8 protein-coding genes are annotated in these 14,254 nt (G+C 55.2%); 2 read left to right on the top strand and 6 right to left on the bottom strand.

Features of this window, described 5'->3' with window-relative positions:
* The first annotated feature begins 110 nt into the window (after positions 1–110).
* Complete coding sequence (locus HMPREF0201_RS02705) at positions 111–2,501, top strand: glucose/quinate/shikimate family membrane-bound PQQ-dependent dehydrogenase (RefSeq protein WP_167344785.1); 2,391 nt, start codon at positions 111–113, stop codon at positions 2,499–2,501.
* A 36-nt stretch (positions 2,502–2,537) separates the two neighbouring features.
* On the opposite strand, the gene cueO is transcribed toward HMPREF0201_RS02705, so the two are convergent.
* The gene (gene cueO / locus HMPREF0201_RS02700; protein WP_016534926.1) at positions 2,538–4,091 is read right to left on the bottom strand and encodes a multicopper oxidase CueO; all 1,554 of its coding nucleotides are present in this window, start codon (positions 4,089–4,091) and stop codon (positions 2,538–2,540) included.
* Between the two features lie 144 nt (positions 4,092–4,235).
* Here cueO and HMPREF0201_RS02695 point away from each other — a divergent pair, with 144 nt between their 5' ends.
* A complete protein-coding gene (locus HMPREF0201_RS02695; RefSeq protein ID WP_016534925.1) occupies positions 4,236–4,583 on the top strand; it encodes a YacC family pilotin-like protein in 348 nt (115 codons plus the stop codon).
* Positions 4,584–4,640: 57 nt separating this feature from the next.
* Here HMPREF0201_RS02695 and yacL read toward each other — a convergent pair whose 3' ends face one another.
* From yacL to aceE, 5 genes are all read right to left on the bottom strand, one after another.
* Positions 4,641–5,003, bottom strand: a complete 363-nt coding sequence (yacL, locus tag HMPREF0201_RS02690; RefSeq protein ID WP_039897918.1) for a protein YacL — start codon at positions 5,001–5,003, stop codon at positions 4,641–4,643.
* 213 nt (positions 5,004–5,216) lie between these two features.
* Complete coding sequence (gene acnB / locus HMPREF0201_RS02685; protein WP_115586300.1) at positions 5,217–7,814, bottom strand: bifunctional aconitate hydratase 2/2-methylisocitrate dehydratase; 2,598 nt, start codon at positions 7,812–7,814, stop codon at positions 5,217–5,219.
* Between the two features lie 260 nt (positions 7,815–8,074).
* Entirely contained in the window at positions 8,075–9,499 is a 1,425-nt protein-coding gene (gene lpdA, locus HMPREF0201_RS02680) for a dihydrolipoyl dehydrogenase (protein WP_039897917.1), read from the bottom strand.
* Positions 9,500–9,674: 175 nt separating this feature from the next.
* Complete coding sequence (gene aceF / locus HMPREF0201_RS02675) at positions 9,675–11,567, bottom strand: pyruvate dehydrogenase complex dihydrolipoyllysine-residue acetyltransferase (protein WP_016534920.1); 1,893 nt, start codon at positions 11,565–11,567, stop codon at positions 9,675–9,677.
* A 14-nt stretch (positions 11,568–11,581) separates the two neighbouring features.
* On the bottom strand, positions 11,582–14,245 hold the full coding sequence (aceE, locus tag HMPREF0201_RS02670) for a pyruvate dehydrogenase (acetyl-transferring), homodimeric type (protein WP_039897916.1): 2,664 nt from the start codon (positions 14,243–14,245) through the stop codon (positions 11,582–11,584).
* Positions 14,246–14,254: the final 9 nt, after the last annotated feature.

Below are 14,254 nucleotides of genomic sequence, written 5' to 3'. Positions count from 1 at the left end.
CCCTCCACTCTTTTCTCTTCCACAGAGCAAAAAAGCCATAAATGTGACGACCATCACACTTGTTAATAACTATAATTAAATGCTATCAAACCTTTATGAGTGTGATAATTGTGAAAATAAATAAAACCGGATCGCAACTATTTGTGACCCTCTCAGCCCTTTTTGCCGTACTGTGCGGGCTATATTTACTCTTTGGCGGAATATGGTTAGTGGCTATCGGTGGGTCCTGGTACTACCCGATTGCCGGACTGGTAATGCTTGGCGTTGCCTGGCTCCTGTGGAAAAGCAAGGCTGCCGCCCTGTGGCTTTATGCCGCGCTGCTGTTGTGCACCATGGCATGGGGCGTGTGGGAAGTCGGCTTCGACTTCTGGGCCTTGACCCCCCGCTGTGACGTCCTGGTGTTCTTTGGCGTCTGGCTGCTGTTGCCGTTCGTCTACCGTCGCCTGGCCGTTCCGGCTGCCGGTGCGGCAGCATCGCTGGTTGTGGCCCTGCTGATCAGCGCCGTGGTGCTGGTCTGGGCGGGCTTTAACGATCCTCAGGAAATCAACGGCACGCTGCAGCTGGATAACACACCGGCGGCCGCCACCTCGACGATTCCTGATGCCGACTGGCCTGCCTACGGGCGTAACCAGGAAGGCCAGCGCTTCTCGCCTCTTAAGCAGATTAACGACAAAAACGTCGGCCAGCTGAAGGAAGCCTGGCGCTTCCAGACCGGCGACGTGAAGCGCGCTACTGACCCGGGTGAAATCACCAACGAAGTCACCCCGATCAAAGTTCGCGACATGCTTTACCTGTGTACCGCGCACCAGCAGCTGTTCGCGCTGGATGCTGCCACGGGGAAAGAGAAGTGGAAATTTGACCCTCAGCTGAATACCGACCCGTCGTTCCAGCACGTGACCTGCCGTGGGGTTTCCTACCACGAGGCAACGGCCGATAACGCCAGCCCGGACGTGGTATCCGACTGTCCGCGTCGTATCATCCTGCCGGTTAACGATGGCCGTCTGTTTGCCATCAACGCCGATAACGGCAAGCTTTGTGAAAGCTTCGCCAATAAAGGCATTCTGAATCTGCAAACCAACCAGCCGGTCACCACCCCGGGGATGTATGAGCCAACTTCACCGCCAATCATCACCGATAAAGTGATTGTGATTGCCGGGGCGGTAACGGACAACTTCTCCACCCGTGAACCTTCTGGCGTGATCCGCGGTTTCGACGTTAACAGCGGCAAGCTGCTGTGGGCGTTCGATCCGGGCGCTAAAGATCCGAACGCAATTCCTGATGATGGACATCATTACACCCTGAACTCCCCGAACTCGTGGGCGCCTGCGGCTTATGATGCAAAGCTGGATCTGGTTTATCTCCCGATGGGCGTAACCACTCCGGATATCTGGGGCGGCAACCGCACGCCTGAGCAGGAACGCTATGCCAGCAGCATCGTTGCCCTGAACGCGACAACCGGCAAGCTGGCCTGGTCCTATCAGACCGTGCATCATGATCTTTGGGATATGGATATGCCAGCCCAGCCGACGCTTGCGGACATTACCGACAAGAGCGGCAACCGGGTTCCGGTTATCTACGCTCCGGCTAAAACCGGCAATATCTTTGTGCTGGACAGACGTGACGGCAAGCTGGTTGTACCTGCTCCGGAAAAACCGGTGCCGCAGGGCGCAGCCAAAGGCGACCATGTTTCCCCTACTCAACCGTTCTCCGAGCTGACCTTCCGGCCGAAGAAAGATTTGAGCGGCGCGGATATGTGGGGCGCAACCATGTTCGACCAGCTGGTTTGCCGCGTGATGTTCCACAGCATGCGCTATGAGGGCATCTTCACGCCGCCTTCTGAAAAAGGGACGCTGGTGTTCCCGGGCAACCTTGGGATGTTCGAATGGGGCGGTATTTCGGTCGACCCGAATAACCAGGTGGCAATGACCAACCCGATGGCGCTGCCGTTCGTTTCCAAACTGATCCCTCGCGGACCGGGCAACCCGATGGAGCCGCCAAAAGACGCGAAAGGGTCTGGCACAGAGTCCGGCGTTCAGCCTCAGTACGGCGTGCCGTATGGCGTAACCCTGAACCCGTTCTTGTCTCCGCTGGGCCTGCCGTGTAAGCAACCGGCCTGGGGCTACATCTCGGGCGTTGATCTGAAAACCAACGAAATCGTGTGGAAAAAACGCATCGGCACCGTTGAGGACAGCATGCCGTTCCCGACCGGGATCCCGATGAAGTTCCGTATGGGGATGCCAATGCTGGGTGGCCCTATCTCCACCGCCGGTAACGTCATGTTTATTGGCGCAACCGCAGACAACTACCTACGTGCGTTTGATATGCGCGATGGTAAACAACTGTGGGAAGCCCGCCTGCCTGCCGGTGGCCAGGCAACGCCGATGACTTATGAAGTGAACGGTAAGCAGTATGTGGTGATTTCCGCCGGGGGCCATGGCTCCTTCGGAACAAAGATGGGTGATTACATTGTGGCGTACGCTCTGCCGGACGACGCGAAGTAATATCAATGCGGGTGGCAATAGCCACCCGCTCTTCTTTTACGCTACGGTAAAGCCGAGCATCATTCCGGTATCTTCATGCTCCAGCAGATGGCAGTGCGCCATATAAGCCGCCTCTCTGGACGCTTCGTGATCGAACTTCACCAGTACTTCGCTGCGAGCGCCTTCTACCCTCACTGTATCCTTCCAGCCCTGACGATGTGCCGCCACCGGCTTGCCGTTTTCCGACAGAATGCGGAACTGCGTACCGTGGATGTGGAACGGGTGCAGCATCATGTCGCCTTCACCTGAGATGGTCCACTTCTCGTATTTGCCCTTTTGCGCCGCAAATGCCGGGGTGTTCATATCAAAAGCCTTGCCGTTAATCTTGTTGGCGTTATGGAAGTCAAAACCGTGCTTCATGTTCCCCATGTTGCCGTGGCCCATATGACCCATATTACCATGGCCGCCCATTTCCATTCCGGCCATCGCCTGCATGCCGTATTTGTCCATTAACGCCTGCATGCCCATCATGTCCAGCATCGGGTCCATCATCAGTTGCAGCCAGCGCTCGGTGAGGCCTTCCAGCGACGGCAGAGCAGGCACGCTGACTAATTTATCCGGCAGCTCGCCGGATGCCGCGATAATCAACGGCTGAATGCGCACCACCGGAACAGGTTTATCAAACGGCGCAACCGTCATGCCCATTTGCTTAACCGGCAGGGTGAGGATATCAAAAGCTTTACCGTCACTGGTATCCACCAGCACTTCAAAACGCTCGCCCATCAGCAGTTCAAGCTCGGTGACTTTTACCGGTTCGGCAAGCAGCCCGCCGTCGCTGGCGATGACATAAAGCGGGCGATTATCGCTGGCGGCAATATTCAGCGAGCGAGCGTTACAGCCGTTAAGTAAACGCAGGCGCAGCCACCCTTTCGGATTGGTGTGCTGAGGGTAAACCGCACCGTTACACAGCAGCGTATCGCCAAACCAGCCTACGGCGGCGCTCATCATGTCCAGTTGGTAGTCGATTTGCCCGTCTGCGCCAAAGCGTTTGTCCTGAATGACTAATGGCACATCGTCGATGCCCCATTGCTTAGGCAGCATTAACTGGCCGCTTTCGCTGTCTTCTATCAATACCAGCCCCGCCAGGCCCATCGCCACCTGATACCCGGTTTTGCCATGTTGATGAGGATGGAACCAGCAGGTTGCCGCGCGCTGCTGAGGAGCAAAAGTCACGCTGCGCTTCCCACCGGCGGCAATAACGCCCTGCGGGCCGCCATCAACATCACCAGGAACTTCCAGCCCGTGCCAGTGAACGGTAGTTTCTTCCGCCAGGCGATTATTAATCTCCACCGTCACCGCGTCACCCTGCTTCAGCTTTAATGCCGGGCCGAGCAGCGAGCCGTTGTAACCCCATGTGGTGGCGATTTTGCTGCCAAACGTGGTCTGCCCTGCATTTACCGTCAAGCGGATGCTATTTTTGGCATCAGGGGCGAGCAAAGGAGGGATCGGCAGTGCCGGACGATCGGCCGCAAATGCAGCCCGGCTCCACAAAGGCAGCGCGCTGAAAGCCCCCAGGGCCGCGGAATATTTGAGAAAATTACGGCGATGCATAATCAGTTCCTTGAGTGGGCATACATAGGCGCGAGCATAAACCTTTCCCCAACGGTAAGGTCAAGTTTTAAGCTCATAATAAATCTCGTCGGCATCCATTTAACTGTGTTAACGTTTCGTATCTGAGAAAAAGTGGTAGACGTGATGAAGATGGGAGTTAGGGCGTTATTACTGGGCGTATTGCTGGCTTTTTCTACCAGCAGCCTGGCGCTAAGCGAGTCTGAAGCAGAAGATATGGCCGATCTGACTGCGGTATTTGTGTTTCTGAAAAATGATTGTGGCTACCAGAATCTCCCTAACGGCCAGATACGTCGTGCTCTGGTATTTTTTGCCCAGCAAAATCAATGGGATTTAACCAATTACGATAGCTGGAACATGAAAGCGCTCGGCGAAGATAGTTATAAAGACCTGAGCGGAATTGCCCTCCCTACCGCAACAAAATGCAAATCACTGGCGCGGGACTCTCTCAGCCTCCTCGCCTACGTGAAGTAGCCCGTACCTCGCTTTGCTGAACATTGACCGTGCCGCCACGGTCAATGCCGACTTTACTCAGCGCTGCTGCAAAAATTCCCGGTAGGCATTCGCCACCTGTAGAAAATCCTCCACGCCGCAGAAAGAGAGGCTCTCTTCGTCGTAGTAGCTCATGCCTTCTTCTATCTCATCACCGGATATTTCCAGCTGATTGGCGCGAATAATCACCTCTTCTTCGTCCAGCCACAGGGTATATTCATGCCCCGCACGCTGCCACTGGCGCTCGCTGCCCTTGACCGAAAGCAAAGCCTGTTCGACCTCATCGAGTATCGTCAGGTCGCCTTTCACTTCCTCGTTAAACCAGTGGCCGACGACTTCGTGGCCCATCGACATGCGTACCTTAACCAGCCCGGTAACATCCCGCAGAAATTCGTAATCCATGATTGTTTCCTCTACATCGCGGGGGAAATCCTCACCCACGCTTATAGGTTCAATTATCGCAGCAATGTCGGGGGAAAACAGCGTGAAGAGTAGAAGGAGGAGAAATAAAAAGGAGAGAGCGGGACCCTGCGGTCTGGTGCCCTCACCCCGTCCCTCTCCCACAGGAGAGGGGGCAAACACTAAAAACCGTCTCTTCAGAGACGGTTTTGCAGTTTATACGGCGGTCTGGAAGATAACGCCGTCGGCTTTCTCGGTGTACTGGCTGAGCTGGTCAAAGTTCAGGTAGCGATAAGTATCTACCGCGGTTTTATCAACCTGAGCCATGAAGGTTTGATATTCATCCGGCGTCGGCAGTTTGCCCAGCAGGGAAGCAACCGCCGCCAGCTCCGCGGACGCCAGGAAGACGTTCGCCCCGGTGCCCAGACGGTTCGGGAAGTTACGGGTTGAGGTAGAAACTACCGTTGCCCCATCGGCTACGCGCGCCTGGTTGCCCATACACAGGGAACACCCAGGGATTTCGATACGCGCCCCGCTCTTACCAAACACGCTGTAATAACCTTCTTCGGTCAGCTGCGCCGCATCCATACGGGTTGGCGGAGCCACCCACAGGCGGGTTGGCAGCTGGCCTTTGTGGCTATCCAGCAGCTTACCGGCAGCACGGAAGTGACCGATGTTGGTCATGCAGGAGCCGATAAACACTTCATCGATCTTCTCACCGGCAACGTCGGACAGCAGGCGGGCATCGTCCGGATCGTTTGGCGCACAAAGGATCGGCTCTTTGATGTCCTGAAGATCGATTTCGATAACCGCGGCATATTCTGCGTCAGCATCCGCTTCCATCAGTTGCGGATCGGCCAGCCATTTTTCCATGCCCTGGATACGGCGCTCCAGCGTGCGGCGGTCGCCGTAGCCTTCGGCAATCATCCACTTCAGCAGCACGATGTTGGAGTTCAGGTACTCTTCAATTGGCTCACGATCCAGCTTGATGGTACAGCCCGCAGCGGAACGCTCTGCGGAAGCATCGGTCAACTCAAACGCCTGCTCTACTTTCAGCGTTGGCAGGCCTTCGATTTCCAGGATGCGGCCGGAGAAGATGTTTTTCTTACCTTTCTTCTCAACGGTCAGCAGACCCTGTTTAATCGCATACAGCGGGATGGCGTGAACTAAATCACGCAGGGTAATGCCCGGCTGCATTTTGCCTTTGAAGCGAACCAGCACCGACTCAGGCATATCCAGCGGCATAACGCCGGTCGCAGCGGCAAAGGCCACCAGACCAGAGCCCGCAGGGAAAGAAATGCCGATTGGGAAACGGGTATGGGAGTCGCCGCCGGTGCCAACGGTATCCGGCAGCAGCATACGGTTCAGCCAGGAGTGAATGACGCCATCGCCCGGACGCAGCGAAACGCCGCCGCGGTTCATGATGAAGTCAGGCAGCGTGTGGTGCGTGGTCACGTCCACCGGCTTCGGATAGGCCGCAGTGTGGCAGAAGGACTGCATGACCAGGTCGGCGGAGAAGCCGAGGCACGCCAGGTCTTTCAGCTCATCACGCGTCATTGGGCCGGTGGTGTCCTGAGAGCCAACGGAGGTCATCTTAGGCTCGCAGTAGGCGCCCGGACGAATACCTTCTACGCCGCAGGCGCGGCCAACCATTTTCTGCGCCAGAGAGTAGCCACGGCTGCTTTCAGCCACATCTTTCGCCTGAACAAAGACTTCGCTGTGCGGCAGATTCAGCGCTTCGCGGGCCTTGGTTGTCAGGCCACGGCCGATGATCAGCGGAATACGGCCGCCGGCGCGTACTTCATCCAGCAGCACTTCGGTTTTCAGCTCGAAGTTAGCAATAACGGCGTTAGTCTCGTGGTTGCGCACTTCGCCTTTGTACGGGTAAATGTCGATAACATCGCCCATATTCAGGTTATTTACGTCAACTTCGATTGGCAGCGCACCGGCATCTTCCATGGTGTTAAAGAAGATTGGCGCAATTTTACCGCCCAGCACCACGCCGCCGCCGCGTTTGTTCGGCACGTTCGGGATGTCGTCGCCCATGAACCACAGCACCGAGTTGGTGGCGGACTTACGGGAAGAGCCGGTGCCCACTACGTCGCCAACATAGGCCAGCGGGAACCCTTTTTTATTCAGGGCTTCAATCTGTTTGATTGGGCCAACGGCACCGGCCTGATCCGGCTCAATGCCTTCGCGGGCGTTTTTCAGCATCGCCAGGGCGTGCAGAGGGATGTCAGGGCGTGACCAGGCATCCGGCGCCGGAGACAGGTCATCGGTATTGGTTTCGCCGGTGACTTTAAATACGGTTACGGTGATTTTTTCCGCCAGCTTAGGACGTGACAGGAACCATTCGGCTTCGGCCCACGACTTGATAACCTGCTGCGCGTACTGATTACCGGCTTTTGCTTTCTCTTCCACGTCGTAGAAGTTGTCAAACATCAGCAGCGTATGGGACAGCGCTTTAGCGGCGATCGGTGCCAGCTTTTCGTTATCCAGCGCGTCAATCAGCGGGTGAATGTTGTAGCCACCCTGCATGGTGCCCAGCAGTTCAACGGCTTTTTCAGGGGAGATAAGCGGAGAGGTGGCATCGCCTTTGGCAATCGCGGCAAGGAAACCCGCTTTCACGTAGGCGGCTTCATCAACGCCCGGCGGTACGCGGTTAGTAATCAGATCTAACAGGAATTCTTCTTCACCCGCTGGTGGGGTTTTCAGCAGCTCAACCAGTGCGGCCATTTGGGTGGCATCTAAGGGTTTCGGAACAATCCCTTCTGCGGCACGTTCAGCTACGTGCTTACGGTATTCTTCTAGCACGACGGTTCTCCTCGCTCTCATTGTCATTTGGCGCTACCGGATCTCTCTCTCTTCACGCTCCTGTGAGACAGCAGTTTGTAGGGTAAATGCCCGGTACCGCGTCGGGCAGCATAGCAGGATTTTCAGGGGGTGTTAATCCGTTTACAAAAAAGCAACATTAAAACCTTGCTGAATCGTTAAGGGGGAATAGATTACTTTTTGATATGACGTTCAGGCAAAAAAAAACGGCCCCGGAGGGCCGCTTTATCAAACTCGGAAAGTTACTTTTTCTTCGCTTTCGGGTTTGGCAGGTCGGTGATGCTACCTTCGAACACTTCAGCAGCCAGGCCAACGGACTCGTGCAGAGTCGGGTGAGCGTGGATGGTCAGCGCGATGTCTTCCGCATCACAGCCCATTTCGATAGCCAGGCCGATTTCACCCAGCAGCTCGCCGCCGTTGGTGCCAACAATCGCACCACCGATAACGCGGTGAGTTTCTTTGTCGAAGATAAGCTTGGTCACGCCGTCCGCACAGTCGGAAGCGATAGCACGGCCAGAAGCAGCCCACGGGAAGGTGGCGGTTTCATAGCTGATGCCTTTCTCTTTCGCTTCTTTCTCGGTCAGGCCAACCCATGCAACTTCCGGCTCGGTATAAGCGATGGATGGGATAACTTTCGGGTCGAAGTAATGCTTCATTCCGGCGATAACTTCAGCGGCAACGTGGCCTTCATGAACACCTTTGTGCGCCAGCATCGGCTGACCGACGATATCGCCGATAGCAAAGATGTGCGGCACGTTGGTGCGCAGCTGCTTGTCAACGTGGATGAAGCCACGGTCATCAACTTCCACGCCAGCTTTGCCAGCATCGAGGTTTTTACCGTTCGGCACGCGGCCGATAGCCACCAGCACGGCGTCGTAACGCTGTGGTTCAGCAGGCGCTTTTTTGCCTTCCATGGAAACGTAGATACCGTCTTCTTTTGCTTCAACGGCGGTCACTTTGGTTTCCAGCATCAGGTTGAATTTCTTGCTGATGCGTTTGGTGAAGACTTTAACGATGTCTTTGTCAGCAGCCGGGATAACCTGGTCGAACATTTCAACCACGTCAATATCTGAACCCAGCGCATGGTATACGGTGCCCATTTCCAGACCGATGATACCGCCGCCCATAACCAGCAGGCGTTTCGGTACGGTTTTCAGCTCCAGCGCATCGGTGGAGTCCCACACGCGCGGGTCTTCATGAGGAATGAACGGCAGCTCGATCGGACGGGAACCCGCCGCGATGATAGCGTTGTCGAAGTTGATCACGGTTTTGCCGTTCTCGCCTTCAACTTCCAGGGTGTTAGCCCCGGTGAATTTACCCAGACCGTTTACCACTTTGACCTTACGGCCTTTTGCCATACCGGCCAGACCGCCAGTCAGCTGAGTGATAACTTTCTCTTTCCAGGTACGAATTTTGTCGATATCGGTTTTCGGCTCACCGAAAACGATGCCGTGCTCGGCCAGTGCTTTTGCTTCTTCAATAACTTTAGCAACGTGCAGCAGCGCTTTAGAAGGGATACAGCCGACGTTCAGACAAACACCGCCGAGGGTGCTGTAACGCTCTACGATGACGGTTTCCAGACCTAAATCCGCCGCGCGGAATGCTGCGGAGTAACCTGCCGGGCCTGCCCCAAGTACTACGACCTGAGTTTTGATTTCTGTGCTCATCATGACCTCTTAATTTATACCCGTCGTCCACCGGGTCGTTCTATCCGCCCGCAGTTTACAAAATTGTTAACAATTTTGAAACAACAAACGGCTCACGAATTGTCGCTTTCGCCAATAACCTCACAAACCACATGAGATTATCAGAAAAAAGCCGGCCGATTGGCCGGCTTTTCAATTACATCACCAGGCGGCGAATATCGGACAGCATATTGTTGATGATGGTGATAAAGCGAGCACCATCAGCGCCGTCGATTACGCGGTGGTCGAAGGAAAGAGACATTGGCATCATCAGACGCGGCGTGAACTCTTTACCGTTCCAGACCGGCTCGATTGCCGACTTGGACACACCGAGGATAGCCACTTCAGGCGCATTAACGATTGGCGCGAAGTGAGTCGTCCCGATACCGCCCAGGCTGGAGATGGTGAAGCAGCCGCCCTGCATTTCGCCAGCGGTCAGCTTGCCGTCGCGAGCTTTTTTGGAGATAGCCATCAGTTCGCGGGACAGTTCGGTGATGCTCTTCTTGTTCACATCTTTGAATACCGGAACGACCAGGCCGTTCGGAGTATCAACCGCAACACCCACGTTGATGTATTTCTTCAGCGTCAGCTTCTGGCCATCTTCGGACAGGGAGCTGTTGAAGCGTGGCATCTGCTCAAGCGCGGCAGCAACGGCTTTCATGATGAACACCACAGGGGTGAACTTCACGTCCAGCTTACGCTTAGCGGCTTCGTCATTCTGCTGCTTACGGAACGCTTCCAGATCGGTGATATCGGTTTTGTCGAAGTGGGTAACGTGCGGGATCATCACCCAGTTACGGCTCAGGTTAGCACCAGAGATTTTCTGGATACGGCCCATTTCCACTTCTTCGATTTCGCCGAACTTGCTGAAGTCTACTTTCGGCCATGGCAGCATGCCCGGCAGACCGCCGCCGGTAGCAGCCGGAGCCGCTTCAGCGCGCTTAACAGCGTCTTTCACGTAGGTCTGAACGTCTTCGCGCAGGATGCGACCTTTACGGCCGGTGCCTTTCACTTTCGCCAGGTTTACGCCGAACTCGCGAGCCAGACGGCGGATCAGCGGAGTAGCGTGGACGTAAGCGTCGTTTTCAGCGAATTCAGATTTGCCTTCCGCTTTAGCAGCAGGTGCAGCAGGTGCAGCAGCTTTGGCAGCCGGTGCAGGAGCCGCAGCGGCTGGAGCTGGTGCAGCAGCCGGAGCCGCGGCAGGCGCAGCGCCTTCCACTTCGAATACCATGATCAGGGAGCCGGTAGACACTTTGTCGCCGGTGCTGATTTTGATTTCTTTAACAGTACCGGCGAATGGCGCAGGGACTTCCATAGAAGCTTTGTCGCCTTCTACGGTGATCAGTGACTGTTCAGCGGCAACTTTATCGCCCACTTTCACCATCACTTCAGTGACTTCAACTTCGTCACCGCCGATGTCCGGTACGTTTACTTCTTTAGAGCCGGAAGCAGCTGGCGCGGCGGCGGCAGGAGCAGCAGCCTGTGCCGGGGCCGCAGCAGGTGCAGCACCCGCCACTTCGAACACCATGATCAGGGAGCCGGTGGACACTTTGTCGCCGGTGCTGATTTTGATCTCTTTAACCACGCCCGCGAACGGAGCAGGGACTTCCATAGAGGCTTTGTCGCCTTCTACGGTCAGCAGAGACTGCTCAGCGGCAACGGTGTCGCCAACTTTAACCATGATCTCGGTAACTTCTACTTCGTCACCGCCGATGTCCGGCACGTTAACTTCTTTTGCAGCCGCGGCAGCAGGTGCTGCAGCCGGAGCGGCTTCTTTCTTCTCTTCTGCCTTAGCAGGTGCAGCGGCTGCTGCACCTTCGGCGGAATCGAAAATCATGATCAGTTTGCCGGTCTCGGTTTTGTCGCCGACGGAGACTTTAATCTCTTTTACGACGCCAGCCTGAGGAGACGGAACTTCCATAGAGGCTTTGTCGCCTTCTACGACGATCAGCGACTGTTCAGCTTCAACTTTGTCGCCAACTTTGACCAGAATCTCGGTGATTTCTACTTCATCAGCGCCGATGTCTGGTACTTTGATTTCGATAGCCATTGTCTCTTTACCTCTTACGCCAGACGCGGGTTAACTTTATCTGCATCGATGTTGAATTTAGTGATGGCTTCCGCAACCACTTTCTTATCGATTTCGCCACGTTTAGCCAGTTCGCCCAGGGCCGCTACAACCACATAAGAAGCATCAACTTCGAAGTGGTGACGCAGATTTTCGCGGCTGTCAGAACGACCGAAGCCGTCGGTACCCAGTACGCGATAATCATCAGCTGGTACGTAAGTACGGACCTGCTCGGCGAACAGTTTCATATAGTCAGTAGAAGCTACCGCTGGAGCGTCGTTCATCACCTGAGCGATGTACGGAACGCGCGGAGTTTCCATTGGGTGCAGCATGTTCCAGCGCTCACAATCCTGGCCATCACGAGCCAGTTCAGTGAAGGAAGTTACGCTGTACACGTCAGAGCCCACGCCGTAGTCGTTAGCCAGAATCTGTGCTGCTTCACGTACGTGACGCAGGATAGAACCGGAGCCCAGCAGCTGAACTTTACCTTTGCTACCCGCAACGGTTTCGAGTTTGTAGATACCTTTACGGATACCTTCCTCGGCACCTGCTGGCATAGCCGGCATGTGGTAGTTTTCGTTCAGGGTGGTGATGTAGTAGTAAATGTTCTCTTGTGCTTCACCGTACATACGAGTCAGACCGTCGTGCATGATGACAGCCACTTCGTACGCGTAAGAAGGATCGTAAGAGATACAGTTAGGGATAGTCAGAGACTGAATGTGGCTGTGACCATCTTCGTGCTGCAGACCTTCACCGTTCAGCGTTGTACGACCGGAAGTACCACCGACCAGGAAGCCGCGAGCCTGTTGGTCGCCAGCCTGCCAGCACAGGTCACCGATACGCTGGAAACCGAACATGGAGTAGTAGATGTAGAACGGGATCATCGGCAGGTTGTTGGTGCTGTATGAAGTCGCAGCAGCCAGCCAGGACGCGCCAGCACCCAGTTCGTTGATACCTTCCTGCAGGATCTGACCTTTCTCGTCTTCTTTATAGTAAGCAACCTGCTCACGGTCCTGCGGGGTGTACTGCTGGCCGTTCGGGCTGTAAATACCGATCTGACGGAACAGACCTTCCATACCAAAGGTACGAGCTTCATCGGCGATGATTGGAACCAGACGGTCTTTGATAGACGGGTTCTTCAGCATCACGTTCAGGGCACGAACGAAGGCGATGGTGGTGGAGATCTCTTTGTTCTGCTCTTCCAGCAGCTGAGAGAAGTCTTCCAGCGCAGGCAGTGCCAGTTTCTCGGAGAAGTTTGGCTGACGAGCGGGCAGGTAGCCTTTCAGCGCCTGACGGCGTTCGTGCAGGTACTTGTGCTCTTCAGAACCTTCAGGGAAGGTGATGTAAGACAGGCTTTCTACCTGCTCATCGGTCACCGGAACGTTGAAACGGTCGCGGATATAACGCACGCCGTCCATGTTCATTTTCTTCACCTGGTGAGCGATGTTTTTACCTTCTGCGGTATCGCCCATGCCGTAACCTTTGATGGTGTGGGCCAGGATAACGGTCGCTTTACCTTTGGTGTCCTGCGCTTTTTTCAGTGCAGCGTAAACTTTCTTCGGATCGTGACCACCACGGTTCAGCGCCCAGATCTGCTCATCAGTCCAGTCTGCAACCAGTGCGGCGGTTTCAGGATATTTACCGAAGAAGTGCTCACGCACGTAGGCGCCGTCTTTGGATTTGAAGGTCTGGTAGTCGCCGTCAACGGTTTCGTTCATCAGCTGGATAAGCTTACCGCTGGTGTCTTTACGCAGCAGCTCATCCCAACGACCGCCCCACATCACTTTGATAACGTTCCAGCCAGCACCGCTGAAGATGCCTTCCAGTTCGTTGATGATCTTACCGTTACCGGTGACCGGACCATCCAGACGCTGCAGGTTACAGTTGATGATGAAGCACAGGTTGTCCAGTTTCTCACGGGTTGCGATAGTGATCGCACCTTTAGATTCTGGCTCATCCATCTCGCCGTCGCCCAGGAAGGCGTAAACGGTTTGCTCGGAGGTGTCTTTCAGGCCGCGGTGTTCCAGATATTTCAGGAATTTAGCCTGGTAGATAGCGCCGATTGGGCCCAGACCCATAGAAACGGTCGGGAACTGCCAGAATTCTGGCATCAGTTTCGGGTGCGGGTAAGAAGACAGACCTTTACCATGCACTTCCTGACGGAAGTTGTTCATCTGCTCTTCGGTCAGACGCCCTTCCAGGAATGCACGCGCATAGATGCCCGGAGAGATGTGGCCCTGGAAGTACACCAGATCGCCGCCGTCTTTCTCGTTAGCTGCACGGAAGAAGTGGTTAAAGCACACTTCATAAACAGTTGCGGAAGACTGGAAGGAAGCCATGTGGCCACCCAGCTCCAGGTCTTTCTTGGATGCGCGCAGAACGGTCATGATTGCGTTCCAGCGGATAGCAGAACGAATGCGGCGCTCCAGGTCCAGATTGCCCGGGTATTCCGGCTCATCTTCAACGGCAATGGTGTTTACATAGTTGCGAGCACCTGCGGAAGCAGCTACTTTCACGCCGCCTTTGCCGGCTTCGGCCAGTAACTGATCAATCAGATACTGAGCGCGCTCAACACCTTCTTCACGGATAACCGATTCGATCGCCTGTAACCAGTCGCGAGTTTCAATCGGATCCACGTCATTTGGGAAACGTTCTGACATGGGGGTATT

It is taken from the genome of Cedecea davisae DSM 4568, from assembly GCF_000412335.2.
Taxonomy (GTDB): domain Bacteria; phylum Pseudomonadota; class Gammaproteobacteria; order Enterobacterales; family Enterobacteriaceae; genus Cedecea; species Cedecea davisae.
Note: the sequence above shows the minus strand (reverse complement) of the source record. Positions and strands in the feature narration are given on the sequence as shown.